General features: G+C 61.0%; 15 protein-coding genes. 9 read left to right on the top strand and 6 right to left on the bottom strand.

The genetic code is table 11. The annotated features are described in order from the left end of the window. Positions 1-27 precede the first annotated feature (27 nt). From HV670_RS16915 to HV670_RS16900, 4 genes are all read left to right on the top strand, one after another. On the top strand, positions 28-1,707 hold the full coding sequence (locus HV670_RS16915) for an alpha-glucosidase family protein (protein ID WP_217478447.1): 1,680 nt from the start codon (positions 28-30) through the stop codon (positions 1,705-1,707). 71 nt (positions 1,708-1,778) lie between these two features. Then, the gene (locus HV670_RS16910; protein ID WP_175105951.1) at positions 1,779-3,053 is read left to right on the top strand and encodes an ABC transporter substrate-binding protein; all 1,275 of its coding nucleotides are present in this window, start codon (positions 1,779-1,781) and stop codon (positions 3,051-3,053) included. Then, positions 3,047-4,036, top strand: coding sequence for a carbohydrate ABC transporter permease (locus HV670_RS16905; protein ID WP_246257552.1), 990 nt, complete (start codon positions 3,047-3,049; stop codon positions 4,034-4,036). The genes HV670_RS16910 and HV670_RS16905 overlap by 7 nt, the downstream gene beginning before the upstream one ends. 13 nt (positions 4,037-4,049) lie before the next feature. Beyond that, positions 4,050-4,877: a carbohydrate ABC transporter permease gene (locus tag HV670_RS16900; RefSeq protein WP_175105950.1), complete on the top strand. Its 828-nt coding sequence runs from the start codon at positions 4,050-4,052 to the stop codon at positions 4,875-4,877. Positions 4,878-5,067: 190 nt separating this feature from the next. Here HV670_RS16900 and HV670_RS16895 read toward each other — a convergent pair whose 3' ends face one another. Next, positions 5,068-6,192, bottom strand: a complete 1,125-nt coding sequence (locus HV670_RS16895) for a porin (protein WP_175105949.1) — start codon at positions 6,190-6,192, stop codon at positions 5,068-5,070. 861 nt (positions 6,193-7,053) lie between these two features. Here HV670_RS16895 and HV670_RS16890 point away from each other — a divergent pair. The 4 genes from HV670_RS16890 (at position 7,054) to pdeR (ending at position 13,027) form a co-directional block, all read left to right on the top strand. Continuing rightward, positions 7,054-7,347: an H-NS histone family protein gene (locus HV670_RS16890; protein WP_175105948.1), complete on the top strand. Its 294-nt coding sequence runs from the start codon at positions 7,054-7,056 to the stop codon at positions 7,345-7,347. A gap of 612 nt (positions 7,348-7,959) precedes the next feature. Then, complete coding sequence (locus HV670_RS16885; protein WP_175105947.1) at positions 7,960-8,367, top strand: GlcG/HbpS family heme-binding protein; 408 nt, start codon at positions 7,960-7,962, stop codon at positions 8,365-8,367. A gap of 38 nt (positions 8,368-8,405) precedes the next feature. Further along, positions 8,406-10,577 (top strand): malate synthase G, encoded by a 2,172-nt coding sequence (locus HV670_RS16880; protein WP_175105946.1) that lies wholly within the window; start codon positions 8,406-8,408, stop codon positions 10,575-10,577. Between the two features lie 455 nt (positions 10,578-11,032). Beyond that, positions 11,033-13,027: a cyclic di-GMP phosphodiesterase gene (gene pdeR / locus HV670_RS16875; protein ID WP_175105945.1), complete on the top strand. Its 1,995-nt coding sequence runs from the start codon at positions 11,033-11,035 to the stop codon at positions 13,025-13,027. A gap of 112 nt (positions 13,028-13,139) precedes the next feature. Here pdeR and HV670_RS16870 read toward each other — a convergent pair whose 3' ends face one another. Together HV670_RS16870 and HV670_RS16865 are read right to left on the bottom strand one after the other, a co-directional pair. Further along, on the bottom strand, positions 13,140-14,006 hold the full coding sequence (locus HV670_RS16870) for a crotonase/enoyl-CoA hydratase family protein (RefSeq protein WP_175105944.1): 867 nt from the start codon (positions 14,004-14,006) through the stop codon (positions 13,140-13,142). A gap of 575 nt (positions 14,007-14,581) precedes the next feature. Then, on the bottom strand, positions 14,582-16,924 hold the full coding sequence (locus HV670_RS16865) for a glycoside hydrolase family 3 C-terminal domain-containing protein (protein WP_175105943.1): 2,343 nt from the start codon (positions 16,922-16,924) through the stop codon (positions 14,582-14,584). Positions 16,925-17,268: 344 nt separating this feature from the next. Between HV670_RS16865 and HV670_RS16860 the strand changes: the two genes are divergently transcribed. Beyond that, complete coding sequence (locus HV670_RS16860) at positions 17,269-18,312, top strand: helix-turn-helix transcriptional regulator (RefSeq protein ID WP_175105942.1); 1,044 nt, start codon at positions 17,269-17,271, stop codon at positions 18,310-18,312. 86 nt (positions 18,313-18,398) lie between these two features. On the opposite strand, the gene HV670_RS16855 is transcribed toward HV670_RS16860, so the two are convergent. Genes HV670_RS16855 through cobO form a run of 3 tightly spaced genes read right to left on the bottom strand, consistent with a single transcriptional unit; the run spans position 18,399 to position 20,604 of the window. Continuing rightward, on the bottom strand, positions 18,399-18,614 hold the full coding sequence (locus HV670_RS16855; protein WP_175105941.1) for a DUF1289 domain-containing protein: 216 nt from the start codon (positions 18,612-18,614) through the stop codon (positions 18,399-18,401). A 43-nt stretch (positions 18,615-18,657) separates the two neighbouring features. Next, positions 18,658-19,998 (bottom strand): cobyrinic acid a,c-diamide synthase CobB, encoded by a 1,341-nt coding sequence (locus tag HV670_RS16850; protein ID WP_175105940.1) that lies wholly within the window; start codon positions 19,996-19,998, stop codon positions 18,658-18,660. A 3-nt stretch (positions 19,999-20,001) separates the two neighbouring features. Beyond that, entirely contained in the window at positions 20,002-20,604 is a 603-nt protein-coding gene (gene cobO, locus HV670_RS16845) for a cob(I)yrinic acid a,c-diamide adenosyltransferase (protein WP_175105939.1), read from the bottom strand. Positions 20,605-20,611 lie beyond the last annotated feature (7 nt).

Raw genomic sequence — 20,611 nt, 5'->3', positions numbered from 1 at the left:
AATGCCAAACGACCAAGAGGATCGGGAATGAATGACCGTGCCGCAGCGACCCTCGAGCATGCGAGCCTGAAACCCGCCGAATGGTGGCGCGGCGGCGTGATCTATCAGATCTATCCGCGCAGTTTTCTGGACAGTAATGCCGACGGCACGGGCGACCTTGCGGGCATCACGAGCAAACTCGAATACGTCGCAAGTCTGGGTGTCGACGCGGTATGGCTTTCGCCGTTTTTCCGTTCGCCGATGAAGGACTTCGGCTATGACGTCTCCGACTACCGCGACGTCGATCCGATCTTCGGCACGCTGGCGGACTTCGATGATCTCGTCAGCCGTGCCCATGAACTCGGACTGAAGGTTCTGATCGACAAGGTGCTCAGTCATACCTCCGATGAGCATCCGTGGTTCCGCGCGAGCCGCGCGGACCGCGACAATGCGAAGGCGCACTGGTATGTATGGGCCGACGCGAAGGCCGACGGCTCGCCGCCGAACAACTGGCTGTCGATCTTCGGCGGTTCGGCCTGGCAATGGGACAGCCGGCGGCGGCAGTACTACCTGCACAACTTCCTGAGAAGCCAGCCCGACCTGAACTTCCACAACCCGGATGTCCGGCGGCAGATCCTCGAGGAAGTGCAGTTCTGGCTCGATCGCGGTGTCGACGGTTTGCGACTGGACACCGTGAATTTCTATTTCCATGATCTGCTGCTGCGGGACAACCCGCCCAAGCCGATTCAGAAGCAGGGCCTCGACGCGGTACCGCTGTCGAACCCCTATGCCTTCCAGCAGCATATCCACGACAAGAGCCAGCCCGAGAACATTGCGTTTCTGAACGAGTTGAGAAAGCTGCTCGACCGCTATCCCGCGACCACCACGGTGGGGGAAATCGCAGACGACGATCCGTTCGGCACCATGGCCGAGTACACGCAGGGGACCGACCGGTTGCACAAGGCCTACACTTTCAGCCTGTTGAGCAACGATTTCAGCGCCGCCTATATCCGCGAGATCGTGGAAGCGCTCGAGGCACGTATCGGCGGCGGCTGGCCCTGCTGGTCGATCGGCAATCACGACGTCACGCGCGTGATGACCCGATGGGGCGGTACCGATAGCCCGGCCGCCCTGGCGAAGGTCTTGATGGCGCTGCTGCTGAGCTTGCGGGGCAGCGTCTGCATCTACCAGGGGGAGGAGCTTGCACTCACGGAAGCGGATATTCCCTTCGAGCTCCTGCAGGATCCCTATGGCATCAACTTCTGGCCCGAGCTCAAGGGGCGCGACGGCTGCCGCACGCCCATGCCGTGGAAAGCGCGCGCCGAACACGCAGGATTCTCGAGCGTTCGGCCGTGGCTACCCATTCCGGCCGAACATCTTCCCAACGCGGTCGATGTGCAGGATGCTGATCCCGGCTCGGTGCTGAACGCCTACCGGAAGTTCCTGGCCTGGCGCCGTGAGCATCGCGCGTTGAGCAAGGGCACGATTCGTTTCATCGATGCGCCGGAGCACAGCCTCGCATTCATCCGCGAGCATGAGCAGCAACGTCTGCTGTGCGTATTCAATCTGGCGTCGCAAGCCTTGTCGATTCCACTCGACGAGCCGTTCGAACTTGAACCGCTGAAGGGTCATGGCTTCACTTCGGAGAGGCGGCCGGGCCGGATCGATCTGCCTGCGTATGGCGCGTTCTTTGCGCGAGTGTTGGCGAACCGGGAAAGTGTTGGATGACAAGCGGAGTTTGACTTCAAATTAAACAAAGGGTGCGGCGCAAGCGCTGAGCCCACGAGACTGGAGGCACAATGACCTTGCGCAAAATCGCCACCCTTGGGTTGGGCGTTCTTCTGGGCACGCTGCTACACGCCGGTGCCGGCTTCGCGGCGACCGTCACCATTTCCTGCAGCGCGACCGGCCACGATCTCGCGATGTGCACGCAGGGCGCCGAGGCCTGGGCGAAGCAGACCGGCAATCAGGTCAAGGTGGTGTCGATGCCCTCGACGGGCCAGCTTGCGCTGTACCAGCAACTGTTGAGCGCCGGCTCGTCGGACATCGACGTCTTGCAGATCGACGTGGTGTGGCCGGGCATCCTCGCGCAGGATCTGATCGACCTGAGCAAGTATGCGGGGAACAAGACGGCCGGGGATTTTCCCGTGTATGTCAAGAATGCCACCATCGGCGGCCGGCTGGTCGCAATGCCCTGGTTCGCCGATGCGGGCGTGATGTTCTACCGCAAGGACCTGCTCGAAAAATACGGCGTCAAGGTGCCCGATACCTGGGAGGCACTGACCGCGGCCGCGAAGAAGATCCAGGACGCCGAGCGTGCCGCGGGTCATGCCAAGATGTGGGGCTTCGTCTGGCAGGGCCGCAACTATGAAGGCCTGACATGCGATGCGCTCGAATGGGTGCAGAGCCACAACGGCGGCTCGATCGTCGATGCCTCGGGCAAGGTCACGATCGACAATCCCGGCACGGTCACCGCCCTGAAGATGGCGCGTGGATGGGTCGGCACCATCAGCCCCGAAGGCGTCCTGAACTATTCCGAGGAGGAGGCTCGAGGCGTATTTCAGTCGGGTGACGCCGTCTTCATGCGCAACTGGCCCTATGCATGGTCGCTGGCCAACAGCAACGACAGCCCCGTCAAGGGCAAGGTCGCCATCGCGGTGCTGCCCAAGGGCGGCGAGGGCGGACGTCATGCCGCCGTATTGGGCGGATGGCAGCTCGCGGTGTCGAAGTACTCGAAGAACGCCGACGCGGCCGCGAGCCTCGTCATGTACCTGACGAGCCCTGCGGAGCAGAAACGCCGTGCCATCGAAGGCGGGTACGCATCGACCATCGAGGCACTGTATAAGGAACAGGATGTGCGCGATGCGATCGGTCCGTTTGCCGATTCCCTGTACGACAATCTGGTCAATGCCGTCGCCCGTCCTTCCGCGGCAACCAAAACCCGCTACAACCAGGTCAGCACCGAGTTCTCGGGGGCTGTGTATGCCGTACTCTCCGGCAGCACCGATGCCGCGGTCAGCGTGAAGAATCTGGACGCCAAGTTGCGCGGCTTGAGCCGGGGAGGCAAGTGGTAGGGCCAAAGTTCGCCAGGGGGCATGACGCGGCGTTCGATCTCTCGCGCAAGCGGGGCAGCCGGGCTGCGCGGCATGCCTCCCTCACGCGCGAGCGGGTACGATCCGCGTGGCTGTTCCTCGCACCGATGCTGCTCGTGCTGGCGCTCGTCGCGGGCTGGCCCTTGTTGCGCACGATCTGGTTCGGCTTCACCAACGCCAACCTTGCGGACCTTCGCCATGCCGACTTCATCGGTGTGGCCAACTACCTGAGCTACGACAACGGCCAGTGGACCGGCTTGCTCGCGGATCCGGGCTGGTGGCGCGCGGTCTGGAACACGGTACTGTTCGCTGTCGTTTCCGTCACGCTCGAAACCGTGTTCGGCATAATCATCGCTCTGGTGCTGAACACCCCTTTCCGGGGCCGCGGGCTCGTGCGGACCGCGGTGCTCATCCCGTGGGCCGTTCCCACCATCGTATCGGCGAAGATGTGGGGATGGATGCTCAACGACCAGTTCGGGATCGTGAATCACGCGCTCCAGGGACTCGGCATCCTGTCCCATCCGATTGCGTGGACGGCGGACCCTCAGCTCGCGCTGCTGGCCGTGGTGACGGTGGATGTCTGGAAGACCACGCCGTTCATGGCCCTGCTTATTCTCGCCGGACTGCAGATGCTGCCGACCGACTGTTATGAAGCGGCGAAGCTCGACGGCGTTCATCCCGTCAAGGTGTTCTTCCGGGTGACCTTGCCGCTGCTGCGCCCGGCGGTCATGGTCGCCGTGATCTTCCGTGCACTCGATGCCTTGCGCGTGTTCGACCTGATCTACGTGCTGACCTCGAACAGCCCGGACACGATGTCGATGTCGGTCTACGCGCGCCAGCAGCTCGTGGATTTCCAGGAAATTGGCTATGGCTCGGCCGCGTCGACCGCGTTGTTCATGGTCATCGCCTTGTGCACCGTCGCAGCTATCGTGGCGAGTCGCATGCGCTTCGACAACGAAGACTAGGAGACCGATCACGATGAAAAAAGCCTTCAGTGTCTGTGCGTTCTATCTGCTGGTCGCGGTGATCGTGCTCTACGCGGTGTTTCCGTTTTACTACGCCATCGTCTCGTCGCTCAAGCCGGCCTCGCAACTGTTCCATGTCGACTACTTCCCGGTGTTCTGGGATTGGCACAACTACGTCTCCGTGTTCAGGGAGCAGCCTTTCGCCAACAATATCCTGAACTCACTGCTGGTGTCGTTTTCGGTGGTCGCGCTGTCCACGCTGCTCGGCGTGACGGCGGCCTACTCGCTGGGGCGTGTCCGGTTCCGGGGACGCCGCACCCTGCTCATTACCGTGCTTGCCGTCTCCATGTTCCCGCAGGTCGCCGTGTTGTCGGGGATGTTCGAGCTGATCCGCTTGCTCGGTCTGTACAACAACCTGGCGGGCCTGTCGTTGTCGTACATGATCTTCACGCTGCCGTTCACGGTGTGGGTGTTGACGACGTTCATGCGCGACTTGCCCAAGGAACTTGAAGAAGCCGCGCTCATGGACGGGGCCGATACCTGGACCATCCTGACGCGCGTATTCATGCCGCTGATGCTGCCGGTGCTCGTGACGACCGGCTTATTGGCGTTTATCGCGGCATGGAATGAATTTCTGTTCGCTCTGACGTTCACCTTGACCAACGAGCAGCGCACCGTGCCGGTGGCGATCGCGCTGATCACCGGCGGCAGCGCCCACGAATTGCCATGGGGCAACATCATGGCCGCCTCGGTCATCGTGACCGTGCCGATCGTCGTGCTGGTGCTGGTGTTTCAGAAGCGCATCGTCTCCGGGCTGACTGCGGGAGCGATAAAGGGCTGAGAGGAGGACGGCGAGTCCAGGGGCTTGAAAGGGGGCGAGGTGTAGGGCTCGAACTTCGGCACACATCGCCGGGACGACCGCGAGCCCGCGGCTACCCATGCAAGCAGGCTCGGGACGTTTCGTTCTCGCCCCGGCGGTTTGAGTCGATCGCTCCCCGCTCCAATGGACCGGGGAGCGCTTCTTCGGCCGATCAGAATATATTGCGGAGCCCGATCGCGATACCCGTCTGGTTGCTGCGTCCCGGCAGTTCGACCGTTCCCGCACCCGTCACCTTGTTGAAGTCGACCGTTCCATACACCTCAGTGCGCTTGGAAAGCGAGTACTCGGCAAGCGCGACCCCCGTGTAGCGGTTGCCGCTGCCGAGCACGCCGCCGCCAATCGAAGCGTTCTTCATGTGATCGTAGTAGAACGCGCCGGTCAGCCGCAGCGCCGGCGTCGCTTGCCAGGTCACGCCGGTGTAGGGACCATCGTCGATACGTCCGGTGTTCTTCAGGTCGTCGATGCTTACCGCGATAGGCTGCTGGGCCAGCGTGCTGTCGACGAAGCCGGTGTCGTCCTCTGAATGCAGGTAGCCGAGATAGAGGTTCACCTCGCTGAACGTGTACACCGCGTTCGCGTTGAAGACAGTCTGCTTGTGGTTCGAATTGTCGCTGTTCTGCTGTGCGCCGCCGCCGAAACTCAACTGACCGATGGTGTAGGACAGCGTCACGCCATACAAGCTGCCCGCGCCCATATGGCCGGGGATCTGCCCGGAAAAACCTCCGGGGCCGGTCGCCGTGCTGTCGGTGCCGAATGAATACATCGCGTCGATGCTCAAGCCCGCGAACGAACCGACATATTTGACGGCATTGTCGGCATAGAGGCCGGCGCCGAGTGCGACCGGCAGCCATGCATTCTCGAAGTAATTGCCGACCGTGAGCGGGTCATAGGTATCGCCCAAGGTATCGAACAACGGCGTCTTCTGGCGCCCGAGTGTCACCGTGCCATACGGGCCGCTCAATCCGACATAAGCGTTGCGATTGAACAGGCGGCTGGCACCGGTGCCGTCCTGCAGGTTGATGCCACTTTCGAGATCGAAGATCGCGCTATAGCCGCCGCCGAGATCTTCAGTGCCGCGCATGCCAAAACGACTGTTGGTAATGGCGCCATTCGTCATGAACAAACGATTGTCGTTGGCCGCATTTGTATTTGTCAGATATCGGACGCTTACGTCCGCCACGCCATACAAGGTCACCGAACTTTGTGCGCTTGCATGCTGACATGCAAGCGCCAACCCGGCGCAACTCAAAGCACCGACGAATTTCAGCTGTTTCATTCTGTCTCCTGTACTTAAATGGCGCTCCATCCGGAACGGAAGGGCAGCGATCGTTGCTGTAAGGGCGAGCAAAATGGCGCATTGAGACGAGCGGCTCAATAGCCGCTCGATCCGTAGGCGCACTCAAATCCGAAGGCCTGGTCCAGGGCCTTCGTAGTCAACGGGCAGGTTCGAAAATGACAACGACACTATAGTCAGCCGAAAGCTCATTGGGCAATAATCGGTATCGATCAGTGACACATAAAACAACGGCTGCCACGAGGATTTGCCCTTCAGTTTCGATTTGATGTAATAGACCGGTGGCTTTCTTCCGAGGCTCGGCTGGGAGTAAACGACAGTGGCTGGGAAAAATCTGTTTGAGATAGCGCCGAATCCGGCTGCGTTCTGGCGGGCATTGCGCCGTATGCGGGGCGGGGAAATGCTCGCTTGTCGGGATTGTTGATCCGTCGGGCCATTATCGTGCGTGGCCATCGGCCAGTTGAGTGGGCTCAAATGCTTCGCTTTCGACCGATCCACGTTCAATGGTCAGGCGCGCCATGGCAACGGCGGCGGTGTGTGGTCCGGAAACGAACCGGCCACGGGGCAGGTGCTGAGCACCCCGATCGGCCACATCCTTGTCCCGACATTCAAGATCTGTTCCGCGGCAGTGCGGGGACGACGACGGACAGAGCGGGGTTGACCGGTTATGAGAGCACCCGAGCGGATCATTACCGCCGAAATGGGACCTATCAGCGTCCTGTCGATGGCCTTCCAATTGGGGAGGCTCCATCTGGCTTGTAAATAATGGTTACGCTTCTCTGGCGAATTTATTCGCATCCGTGTTATTGTTAAAGGGTTAACCAGCACTTTTCAGGATTTACCATGGCTACATATAAAGAACTCCTCGCGCAGAAGGCTGCGCTCGACGCACAGCTGACGCAGCTTCGCGAAGTCGAACGCGGCGACGTGATTGCCGACATCCGTCAGAAAATGGTCGATTATGAGATCAGCATCGAGGACATTACGGGCAGCAAGGCGAAGCGCGGTCCGAGCAAGAGTGGTCCGGTGGCCGCAAAATACCGCGATCCCCAAACGGGCGTGACCTGGTCGGGTCGCGGCAAGCCACCGGCTTGGATCAAGAACGCTGAAAACCGCGATTCGTTCCTTATTAAATAAGATTTAATCGCTGTTTTGCCAGGCGACTGCGCCCGCCAAAGCGACGCGTGAATTCGGGCCCTGCTTGGGTCCCGAATCGGGTCTCGATTTGGGTCTCGATTTGGGCCGCTAAATGGCAGACGTCGGGGCCACGGTTGCCTGCCATCCGGCATCGGCCGGTCTGACTTCCGGCCCAGGGGTGGTTCGTTGCCTGACTGCTCTTGTGCGAGCGCGCCTCCATCCCGTGCGCCCGGCACGCGCGACAGTCATCCCGGCACGCAAAACGGCATTGAATCCGGCAAGAACCATCGGCAGCGTGAATGCTTTGCCCCGCCATCACTTCTTTGCTCATCCGAGCATCCCGCATCGATTCGATCGCAGGTGCTGCATCTCATACTGACTTCAGCGTCAGTACACCTCACTTCTCAATGTCGCTCTCGCTTTTCCTCGAGGAAAAGCCATTGGGGTGGAGACTGCGGCAGGGCCATGTGCGCGGCCAGGAAGAAAGATGAGTACTATCTGGGTGCGAAACAGGTCGACGGCCGTCATCAAATCTATACTTTGATGCTCTTGCCACGGCTTCGGCTTTTCACGGCTTCGACTTTTATCCAACACTCGAAACGGACCCGCGTCATGAATACCAAAGCAGTATTGACTCTCAGCGATGTCACCCAGATTCTCGCGGCTGCGCGTGCGGAAGCGCAGAAGCACCAATGGCCCGTTTCGATTGCGATCGTCGATGATGGCGGCCATCCGCTCGCGCTCGAGCGTCTCGACAACTGCGCGCCGATCAGTGCGTATATCGCGATCGAGAAGGCGCGTACGGCCGCACTCGGCCGGCGCGAATCGAAAGCTTACGAAGATATGATCAACGGCGGCCGCACGGCATTCCTGTCGGTACCGATCCTGAGCGGTACGCTCGAGGGCGGTGTCCCGCTGGTCGTAGACGGGCAGGTGATCGGCGCCATCGGCGTGTCGGGCGTCAAGGCACCGGAAGACGCGCAGATTGCGCGCGCCGGCCTGGCAAGCGTCCAGGCTTGAAAGATTAGGAATCCACCAGGAAGGAAAGAGGGAAAGTCATGAGTGAACGCATCCAGCACAACGGCCTGCAAGTTGCCGCAATCCTGAGTCGCTTTATCGAAGACGAAGCGCTGCCCGGCACGGGCATCGATCGCGCTGCATTCTGGCAGGGCTTCGACGCGCTGGTCCACGATCTTGCACCGAAGAACCGCGCGCTGCTCGCCGAGCGCGACCGCCTCCAGCAAGAACTCGACACGTGGCATGGCGCCCATCCGGGCCCGATCCGCGATATGGCAGCCTACCGTCAGTTTCTTGAAGGGATCGGTTATCTGCTACCGCAGCGTGCACAGATCAAGGCCAGCACGGCGAACGTGGATCTCGAGATCTCGACCCAGGCCGGCCCACAATTGGTCGTACCCGTTTCGAATCCGCGTTATGCGCTGAATGCGGCGAACGCACGTTGGGGCAGTCTCTACGATGCGCTGTATGGTACCGACGCGATTGCCGAGACTGAGGGCGCACAGCGCGCCGGTGCATTCAATCCGGTCCGCGGTCAGCGTGTGGTCGCGCGCGGCCGCGCATTTCTCGATCAGGCCGCTGCGCTCGCCGGCGCTTCGCACGTGGATGCGACGGGCTATGCGGTCAAGAACGGCAAGCTCGAAGTCGGCACGGCCCAGGGCCCGCGCGCGCTGGCCAATCCGGCCCAGTTTGCCGGTTATCGCGGCGATGCGGCCGCCCCGTCGGCGATCCTGCTCAAGAACAACGGCTTGCATTTTGAAGTGACGATCGACCGTACCGCGCCGATCGGCAAGACCGATGCGGCAGGGGTCAACGACATCATCGTCGAATCGGCGGTCTCGACCATCATGGATTGCGAAGACTCGGTCGCAGCAGTCGATGCCGAAGACAAGGTCCAGGTCTATCGGAACTGGCTGGGCCTGATGAATGGCAAGCTCACCGAGGAAGTCACGAAAAACGGCAAGACGTTCACGCGTCGCCTGAACCCGGACCGCGAATACACGTCGCCCGACGGTTCGGCACTCGTGCTGCACGGCCGCTCGCTGATGTTCATCCGCAACGTCGGCCACCTGATGACGAACCCGGCGGTGCTCGATCGCGACGGCAACGAGATTCCTGAAGGGATCCTCGACGCGGTCGTCACGAGCCTCGCTTCGATGCAGGACCTGAAGCACAAGAAGAATTCGCGGACCGGCTCGTTCTATATCGTCAAGCCGAAGATGCACGGACCGGCCGAAGTCGCATTTGCCGACGAGCTGTTCGGGCGGGTCGAGACCTTGCTGAACCTGCCGGCCAACACGCTCAAGATGGGGATCATGGACGAGGAACGCCGCACGAGCGTGAACCTCGGTGCCTGCATCGGTGCGGCCGCCGCGCGGGTGGCGTTCATCAACACGGGTTTCCTCGACCGCACGGGCGATGAAATGCACACGGCGATGGAAGCGGGTCCGATGCTGCGCAAGGGCGACATGAAGACCGCGGCATGGATCACGGCCTATGAACGCCACAATGTGCTGGTCGGCCTGAACGCGGCCTTGCGCGGGCGCGCGCAGATCGGCAAGGGGATGTGGGCGATGCCCGACCTGATGGCTGCCATGCTCGAACAGAAGATCGCGCATCCGAAGGCCGGTGCGAATACGGCGTGGGTGCCGTCGCCCACCGCGGCGACGCTGCATGCCTTGCACTATCACCAGGTCGATGTCGAAGCGATCCAGCGCGAGCTCGAGAAGGTCGATCTGGCGGCTGCACGTGACGGTTTGCTCAACGATCTGCTGAGCGTGCCGGTTGTCGAGTCGCCGAGCTGGGGACCCGACGAGATCCGTCAGGAAGTCGAGAACAACACGCAAGGCATTCTGGGTTATGTCGTGCGCTGGATCGACCAGGGTGTCGGCTGCTCGAAGGTGCCCGACATCCACGACGTCGGCTTGATGGAAGACCGTGCGACGCTGCGGATCTCGAGCCAGCACATCGCCAACTGGCTGCGTCATGGCATCGTGACGGAGCAGGCCGTGCGGGAAACGTTCGAGCGGATGGCCGCGGTGGTCGACAAGCAGAATGCGGGTGATCCTCATTATCGGCCGATGGCCGGACACTTCGATACGTCGGTCGCTTTCAAGGCGGCCTGCGCGCTCGTGTTCGAGGGACGTGCCCAGCCCAACGGTTATACCGAGCCGCTGTTGCACAAGTACCGCCTTGCATATAAGGCGAAGTAATTGGCCTGATGGTGCCTGACGGTGCTCGAGGTCGAGTTTGGGCGAACCCGGTGCCGTGACACGCGGGTGTCGTGCTGCTCGACGACAGGGTGGGATGAAGGCCAGAATCTGCCTTCGTCCCGCCCTGTTATTCTTCCGATCACGGTACTCGTCATTTCTGCCGCGAGTGCGGATCACCCATCTGTGGAACCGGGTAACCCTTGCTCCATAGGGGTTTCCGTGCCCGCTCGGGGCCGCGGCGAGTCACTCCGGCTCGATCCGATGAGCAGACGGGAATTGCCCCTTCTCATCGGCTTACACTCATAAAAATAACGTGCTACGCTGCGGGAAATTTTTACGGAATGCTCAGTTCCCTTTGCCGTCGAGTCGTCTCGACTCAAGCATGGGGTATCGCAACGCGCCTGCATCTACATACCGTGACAATCCGTGCCCTTAGATTGGTTCGGAGGGGTCCCATGAGTGGTGAACTCGATTATCCGGTGTTGTACGCTCATTTCGGCACGGCTAGCCCGTGCTGGCGGCTGTCGAGCGACAGCAATGCACTGCAACTGGCCGCCGTCAGCGGGCCGGCGACCGTTTCGGTTGCGTTAAACGCCGAGCAGGCCGCACGGGTGCGGAGTATGACCGGTGTCACCTCGCACATCGTGCTCGATATCAGTCTATTCGGGAATCCGCTCCAGCTGCACCTCGTCGGTAAGAAGATCAATTTCACGGAATGGGCGGGGACGGCTTCCGCCTATAACGACACGGTCTCGGTCGCGCGCGATCTGGTGCATGGTCTGTCGTTCGCGGAACAAGTGGTTTCCGAAGTGAATTCACTTGTCGTGATTCTCGATCAGCACGGCAATATCCAGCGCTTCAACCGGCTATGCGAAGAAGTGACCGGCGTGCGTGAAGAAGACGTGGTGGGCAAAAATGCTTACGCCATGTTCATGTCGCCTGAGCAAGGTCAGGCTTCGAGCCAGAATATCAGCGGCTTCTTCCGAAGCGGCGAGGCCTACGAGGTCGAACGGCTTATCAATACGATTGCGGGTCCGCGGCTTTATCTGTTTCGCAATAAATTTGTCCAGAGCGGCAGTGGGGTCGACGAGAAGTTTCTGATCTGTTCAGGCACGGACATTACCGAAGAACGGCGTGCGCAGCAGCGCCTTTCGGAGCTTGCGAATACCGACGCGCTGACGGGCCTGCCGAACCGCAATGCGATCCATGACCAGATCCGCCGAGCCCTGGCCGTCGAGGGGTCGCCCCCGGTCGGCATCCTGTTCCTCGATCTCGACAACTTCAAGCGCGTCAACGACCACTACGGCCATGTGATCGGCGACCGTCTCATCAAGGATGTCTCCGCTGCCATCAAGGCTTGCCTTGGCGATCAGGATATCGTGGCACGGCTCGGTGGCGACGAATTCATCGTGCTGGTCCAGGGCGCCTGCATGCCGGATCTCGAGGCCTGCGCGCAGCGTATCCTCGATCGCCTGCGCATTCCGTTCAACCTCGGTCTGATCGAGGTCTATACGGGTTGCTCGATCGGGATCGCGCTGAGCCCCAATCATGGCGATACGCTCGAAGGACTGATCCGTTCCGCCGATACGGCGATGTATGTGGCGAAGGACCAGGGCAAACGTACCTATCGCGTGTTCTCGCCCGACATGAACAAGAAGGTCGCCGAGTACATGTGGCTCGATACCAACTTGCCGCGTGCCCTCGAGGACAATCAGCTGACCCTCCACTACCAGCCCAAACTCTGCCTTGCATCGGGTGCGGTACTCGGTGTCGAAGCGTTGCTGCGCTGGAATTCACCGGAACGCGGGCTCGTATCGCCGCTCGATTTCATTCCTTATGCGGAGGAGTCGGGCATGATCGGCCCGCTCGGCCGCTGGGTCATGCAGACCGCCGCCGCACAGGCGCGCCGCTGGAGCGAACACGGTCTGGACATCCGCGTCGCGATCAACGTATCGGCGCGCCAGTTGGCCGACACCGCGATTGTCCATGACCTTGCCGGCGCACTCGAGACAGCGGGTCTCCATCCCTGCCTGCTTGACCTCGAACTCACGGAAAGCTGCCTGATCGAAGACGAGGACATGGCGCGCGGATTGATCACACAGTTCCGCACGATGGGCGCACAGGTCCACCTCGACGATTTCGGCACGGGTTATTCCTCGCTGTCGCAGATCGCACGGATCCCGCTCGACATGATCAAGCTCGATCGCAGCTTCGTGCGGGGCATCAATACGAATGCGAAATCCCAGGCGCTGGTGCGCTCGATGGTCGCCGTCGCACAAGCGCTCAACTTCGCGGTGATCGCCGAAGGGGTGGAGACCGCGGCTGAGGAAGAGTTTCTCAGGAAGATCGGCATCGACCATGTGCAGGGGTTCCATTATGCGAAACCGATGACCGCTGACGCATTCGAAGCATGGATGGCGGAGAAAGAGAAGCTCAGACTCATCGCCTGAGCTTCTGCATGCTGCCAAATACCTCTAGCTGCCCAGGCCGGTGAAACGGCCTGTTCCCGGCGGGCAAAGAACCAACCCTCTACCAGACAATCTACGATCGGCTTGCATGGTATCAACCGACATGGCGTAGTTTGGCGGTGCGCCTGTTTTGGAGCATGACCAGCCGCTCCATGAATGCCAGATCTTTTTCTTCGATCGTAAATGTGGAATGGACCCAGTCCTCGGTGATATCCATGAGTTCGGCCCGGGTAACTGGATTGACGCGCTGCCGCGCGCGCAACATGGCTCGTATGCCATTGAGCTTGGGTTTCATGCTGTCGACAAAAGTCCGGGTCGCGAGAAAAGCCTCGCCCGGTTCAAACAAGCCGTCTACCAAACCCTTTTCGGCATGCCATTCGGCCAAATGCGATTCGCCGCTGCTGATTAAATCCTCGGCGAGTTTCCGAGTGGCCTTGCGCGCGACGAGCGAATAACCGCCCATTCCCGGAAACAGGTTGAAAGCCATTTCGGGAAAGCCCATGCGCGCGTCCTTTTGCGCGAGCACATAGTGATGGGCGAGTGCCGCTTCGAAGCCGCCGCCAAGCGCCGAGCCTTCGACCATCGCAACCGAGATCGCCCCCGTGCCGAAGCCCGTGTAGATTTCGTAAAGACCATCGATGCACGAGCGCGCATACGCCATCAGGGGTCCTCGATGGCCCGCGCGGATCGTTTCGGCAAAAAAGCTCAGATCGCCGCCGACGTTGAACAGCGTCGGCACGAGCGAGCCCGTGACCCAGAAATCGAAGGGCAGGCCGGACTCCCGCGCGCAGCGCGCGAGGGTAATGATGTCGGTCACCAGTTCCTGGCTAAAGCAAGGCCTGGGGTGCGCACGCATCATCATCCACATGATGTTGCGGCCTTCTTCATAATACGCGGAGATTTGCGACAGATTGCCGGCTTCGGTAAAAGGACGGCATGCAGGATGATTTTTTAGGTTCATCTTTTCAGTCCGGTTAGTACCACGTTTCAGGGGTGAAACACCAACAGCCTAAGCCAGAAATAAGTGCCTGACTGCCACGTCTGGATAAACGGGGGTTAATAGACGCGCGTAGGCAACGTGCGCCTGAAACGTGCGGCACGGTGGTGTCCTTCTGCTTGATTCAAGGAAGCCGGGGATATAGAGACGTACGCGGATCACCATCCCCTTTCTTTCTGGAGTGATCGCGCAGTTACTGGGTGAGCGTAGCCGTTTGAAGCGAAACAGATCGTTTGCTTGCGCACGAAACAAGCATAAAAATGTGCGCGACTGAGCGATACCGAACATGCGGCGATGCGGCCGCGTGCGATCCGGGGTGACTTATGCTTTCAGTTTGTCAGCTTTGTCGGCGATCTGCTCGTGGCGTGGACACATATGACGGCTGTCCTGGAGGCGAGGCGAGGCTGTGCGTGGGGGGAGGGACGGCCTGTGCGAGTGCGATGCGTTTGCCAGTTCCCGCGTCCCGGATATTGAACCCTTGTCGCTCCGATTCGAGCGGGGCCGGAGAACTGGCAAATGCGTGGGTCAGCGTTCAGCGTTCAGCGGGCATTCAACGACACGTTGCTGGCAAGTGCGCCGACCTCGCTCGAGGAGCCTGCCGCCAGCAGTGTGTAACTACCGGCATTGACTTTCCATGCATGGTGCTCAGTGTCCCAGGTCGCGAGACGCTGTGAAGGAATGGTGATGCTGACCTGCTGTGTTTCACCTGCGCCAAGCATGACCTTCTTCCAGCCGACCAGCCGCTTGGGCGGCTCGCCAAGCCCCGCCGGCAATTTCGCATACACCTGTGCCACCTCGGCCCCGGCGCGGCGCCCCGTGTTCGTCACGCTGAAGCTCACGGTCACGTCGCCTTCGGGCGAAGCGTTCGATTGCATGGCTGAGTACGAGAATGTCGTATAGGACAGCCCGTGCCCGAACGGAAACAGTGGCTCGATCAGTTTCGCGTCATACCACCGGTAACCCATCAGCAGGCCTTCGCTGTACTTGACGTTGAAATCGACTTTCGAAATCTCCGGCTGGGGCAGATCGGCATCGCGCATGGGAAACGAGATCGGAAGCTTGCCGGACGGATTGACGTCGCCGAACAGCAGATCTGCGATGGCTTGTCCCCCTTGTATGCCCGGATACCAGGTTTCGAGGACGGCATGCACATTGGCGATCCATGGCATCAGAACTGGGCTGCCGTTTTCGAGCACGACCACGGTGCGCTTTGATTTTAGGGCGACGACGCCGATCAACTCATTCTGATCGTAGCGCTGATTGCCCGGATCGGCACGGAAGTCGGGCAGGCTCAGGCTGGCAAGGTCACGGGTCTCGCTCTGCGCTTGCGTGGCGAATACGATGGTGACATCGGCATTGGCGGCGGCCTTGGCCGCTGCGGTGAGGTTCCTGCCGTCGAGGTAAGACACCGTCGCGTTTGGAGCCTTCGCTACGATCGCGAAGAGCGGTGACGATTTGTACCAGGTCGCACAACCGAACGGGACTATAGAGACGCAATCGTCGACCGCGTTGCCGTCATAAGGCCGCACACCGCCTGCTCCGCCGCCCGAGAGCACACCCGCATCCGCATGGCCGCCGATGACGACGATGGACGAAAGGCCGGCAGCCGACAGCGGCAGCACGGCTTGCGTACTATTGGCCGGCGCATCGTTTTTCAGCAGGACGGCTGTCTGCTGCGCGACTTTCAGTGCCATCGCGGAGCCGGCGGCTTCGTCGATTGCCCCTTGCGACGGCGGTGGGGAATCGAGCAGGCCCACCTTCGCCATCACGGCCAGCTTTCGCGAGACCATATCGTCGAGTCGCGCCATTGGCACACTGCCCGACACGACAGCATCCGTGAGCTTGTCGCCGAAATAGCTCATGCCGAGCAGGGCAGCAACCGATGAAACACCGGCGGGAGCGCCGGGCTGTTCTTCGTCGAGCCCTGCGAGCGCGGCGGCTTCGGTGCTGTGTGTCGCGCCCCAGTCTGACTGCACGATCCCCTTGAAGCCCCACTCCTTCTTCAGGATGTCGTTGAGAAGCGTGGGGTTTTCGCAGGCGTATATTCCGTTGACCTTGTTGTGCGAACACATGACGTTGCCGGGCTTGCCTTCCTTGATTGCGATCTCGAATGCGAGCAGCTCCGTTTCGCGCAGCGTGCGTTCATCGACTACGGAGTTGCTGACAGAGCGATTTGTTTCCTGGTTATTCAGTGCATAGTGTTTGACAGTCTCGATCACTTTTTTCGACTGCGTACCCAAGGTGCGCGCGGCACTCAGTGTGCCGGCGAGCACGGGGTCTTCTCCCAGGTATTCGAATGTGCGGCCGTTGCGCGGCTCGCGTGCGAGATTGATGCCATTACCGAGGCCCTCCGCGAATCCGAGTGCGCGCAGTTCGGTGGCGATGTGTGCGCCGTATTCCGTTGCGAGTTGCGGGTCCCAACTCGCGGCCAATGCAATGGGAGCGGGCAGAGGCGTCGAACGGCCGCTCGGCGTGTTCACGCCTGAGGAGGCATCCGTGGCGGCAATTGCCGGAATGCCCAGTCGCGGGATGCCGGGAATATAGCCGGTACCGAGCGGTGTGCCCGGCGGAACCGTACCCAGGCCGAGAACCGGGATGCCAGTGCCGTGAACGAGCTGAATCTTCTCCGAGATCGTGAGTTGCGAAACGAGAGCCGCGGCGCGTTGAGCCGCAGCGTTCTCGAGATTGTCCGGCGAGATCCTGTCCGGCGGGATCCCACTATTGGTTGAGCCGCGTACCGAAGTCGCGACATCGCCCGACGCGGGACTGGAGTCACTACCGCCACCACATGCGGCAATCAGTACCGTGGCACAGCACGCAGTGGCGACCAATGTGCGCTTCGAATACAAACACAACCCCGAATTGATAAAAATGTTAGTCATCCTATCCTCATTTAAGACGTGACCGTACCAATAATTGGGCTTTTAAGCTGCCGGAAAATCCATTGCCCAATCTTCAATAGACATCAACGACGCACAGCCAGTGAGTGCGCCCGATTCCGCTCCAGGAGGTTTCCGCCAGGCGAGTAGAGGCGGTGAATTGTGAAATAGCTTAAGCAGCCTACTTTTAGTAGAGACTTTGCTGTACTAATTAGAGAACTCTAATGAAGAAGCGATGCAGTCATTTGATCTCAGGGAGCACGACTTGATCGCCTGGGCTAAGTGAATGCGCGGATTGATCGCTCTGCATCGAGCATGGAAGACGTGACGATGACCGGCGGGGAAGAATGATGGTACTTGGGCAGAAGACCGTATCGGCCACGCTGTATCGATGGCTTCTCGCGGAGCGACAGGGTTACGACCGACATGCGTTGAGCAGGGCGATCAGCATCGATGAAAGGATCATCGATGCCCCGCGGGGGAGGGTCAGTGGCGACAAGCATGTGCGCTTGCTGAAACTGACTGAGAACTGGCCTCTGACCGATGAGGCCTTGCGTCCTGACGTCGCGGTGCGACTATGGCCGTTTCCGGAACTGGCGGGTGTGGTGTGCAATAGCGGCACGTTGCGCGAGGCGTTGTGGCACTACGTCAAATATCGGGATTTGATCGGCAACGTCGATTGGGTGTTGGTGCAGGAAACGAGCGATCGCATGGCGTTCGACTACGTGCTCGAAGGCGTGGATCGTGCGACGAGTTGCGCGCTCGGAAACTTCGCGACATTGGCGGGCATTGCGCGTTTCTACGATCCGTCTTCCCATATCGGCGAGTTACGGATAACCGGCGCGCCGCTGGACAGGCATGCGTCATGGAACGAAACGTTTCGTACGCGAGTCACGTATTATCAGTCGCACAACCAGTTGGTACTTTTCTCGAACAGACTCGATGAGCGGTTCGAGCGTTTCAATGGCGTGCTCGCCGGAATTCAGCAGCGTGCCGCAACGTGCCTGCGCGAACAGATTCGCGACAGCGGATCGTTTGCGAAAACTGTTGCACAGCATCTGCGCGACTGGCTGCACGATGGTTCAAACGATCAGTCCACGGCAAGCTTGCAACAGCGCCTTTGCGATGAACTCGAGATCTCGCGCTGGACGTTGTTGCGGCGGCTTCGTGCTGAAGACGTCCCGTTCCAGGACTTGCTGATCCAGGCGCGTATGGGAGAAGCGCGTGCCTTGCTCCTGCATACGAGTCTGCCAATTAGTGAGATCGCGGATCGCGTGCACTTCGGATCGATCAGTGCGTTCAGCCGGTTCTTCACGCGAACGGCCGGCATGGCGCCGAGCCGGTTCAGGGCCGAAAAATGGCATGCGTCAACGAACGATGAACTGGCATAGATGGGCTCGGCCTGACATGAGGGGTGACGTGTATGCCCAGCCCTATTGCGAATGCGCGGCTCATCGAGGCCTGGCCTTTACCCGCTTCATGAGCGTCGTGATTGCCGGTCGAGCAATAGTTCGAACACGCGCAGTTTTTCTCCGTCGGGCAGGGTCTTCCATGCCTTGATCTCCTCGCGCGTCCTCATGCAGCCATTGCAATAGCCCGTCTGTGCATCGAGCTTGCAGACATCCGTACAGGGCGAGCCGACGGGTTCAAGTGTTTTCGCGAGGGCGATCGAAGAGTCGAGTGCGGTGATCATCGTGAGAAAGCAGGGAAGGTGGGATCGCTGAACCAGGTTACCGCTATGCCGCCGTGCCGGTGGCCGTGGCTCGCAGTTCGCCCGGAGCATCCTTGAACAACGAGGCCGCGAATGCGGGATTGGACGGCCAGTAGGCATGCATATAACTCGCGACGATCGACCCGTGATGGAAGATGGCTTCGCCGCGCAGATGCGTGACTGGATGCATCGCATGGCCCACGGGCTCGAGCGGTGTCACGAGCCGGGAGTAGTGAAAGGTGTGTCCCGTCAGGGTGCCGAGACGGCCGTGTTGCTGTTGCATGCCGAGCGAGACGAAGCGCGCCGCGAGTGTTGCATCGCCCGGCATGAGTCCGAGCATGGGCGTTGTCCTCCCTACCTTGTCGGTGAGCGAATCGAGCAGATAGAGCATGCCACCGCATTCGGCGACGATGCGCCGGCCCGCATTGGCATGCGCGCGGATCGATGCGGCACTGCGATGATTGCGCGCAAGCAACGGCGCATGGAGCTCCGGATAACCGCCAGGCAGGTAGAGTGCGTCCGCGTGCGCGGGTACCGGCTCGTCGTCGAGCGGCGAGAAGTACTCGATCTGCGCGCCGAGTGCCGCGAGGAGATCGAGATTCGCGGGGTAGATGAACGAGAATGCATCGTCTCGCGCGACGGCGATGCGCAGGCCGGCGAGGTGCGGCACGCGTGCCGCACGCGGCGCGGCGGCCGGATGACCGAACTCGACAGGAGGCGGCAGGTCGGCAAGCTGGGTGCCGGCAAGCGCATCCGCGGCGCGTTCGAGGCGCACTTCGAGGTCGTCGATCTCATTGGCCTGCACGAGACCGAGGTGCCGGTCGGGCAATTCGATATGCCGATCCGCCGGCACATGTCCGAGCCAGCGAATATCGGATGGCAGGCTTTCGCGAACCATGTCCGCATGGCGCGGCGAGCCGGTGCGATTGGCGAGTACGCCATGAAATGGCAGGTCGGGCCTGAATCGCGCGAGTCCGAACGCGATCGCTCCGAAGGTCTGCGCGAGCGATTGCGCGGAGATCACGGCGGCGACGGGAATGCCGAACGCGGCTGCGAGATCGGCGCTGCTCGGCGTGCCGTCGAACAGACCCATCACCCCTTCGACGAGAATCACATCGGCCGTTTGCGCGGCCTCCTCGAGCAATTGACGGCAGGCGGCTTCGCCGACCATCCAGAGGTCGAGCGAGTAGACCGGCGTACCGGCCGCGCGGCCGAGAATCATCGGGTCCAGGAAGTCCGGACCGGTCTTGAACACGCGCACGCGGCGCCCCAATCGCCGGTGCAGGCGCGCGAGCCCGGCGGTGAGCGTCGTCTTGCCCTGGCCGGAAGCGGGTGCACTGATGAACAGTGCTGGGCAGGCCGTCATCGTCTAGAACTCGACACCGCGCTGAGCCTTGACGTGCTGCTCGCGGTACGGGTGCTTGACGAGGCGCATCTCCGTGACGAGATCGGCTGCCTCGATCAGCTTGTCGGGGGCATGGCGGCCCGTCACGACGACGTGCAGCATCGCGGGTCGCCGGCTGAATACATCGAGGACCTCGTCGATCGACAGGTACTCGTACTTGAGCACGATATTGAGTTCGTCGAGCACGACCATCTGGTAGTCGCCACTGAGGATCATCCGCGCGGCCGATTCCCAGCCCTTGCGTGCGGTCGCCATATCGGCGTCGCGGTCCTGCGTGTTCCAGGTATAGCCGTCGCCCATCGTCACGAAGTCGCAGTGAGCCGCGCTGCCGAGGAAATCGCGCTCGGCCGTGTGCAGCGCACCCTTGATGAACTGCACGACCCCGAGTTTCATGCCATGGCCGAGCACGCGCACGGCCATGCCGAACGCGGCGGTCGTCTTGCCCTTGCCGCTGCCCGTGTTGACGATCAGCAGCCCCTTCTCCTGGTCGGCAGCGGCGAGCTTCTTTTCGAAGCCTTCCTTGCGGCGTTGGGTCATGCGTTGATGCGATTCCGGGTCGGTCTTCATCGTGGTT

It is taken from the genome of Pararobbsia alpina (assembly GCF_902859895.1).
Taxonomy (GTDB): Bacteria; Pseudomonadota; Gammaproteobacteria; order Burkholderiales; family Burkholderiaceae; genus Pararobbsia; species Pararobbsia alpina.
The sequence above is the reverse complement of the archived record's forward strand: the minus strand, read 5'-3'. Positions and strand labels throughout refer to the sequence as shown.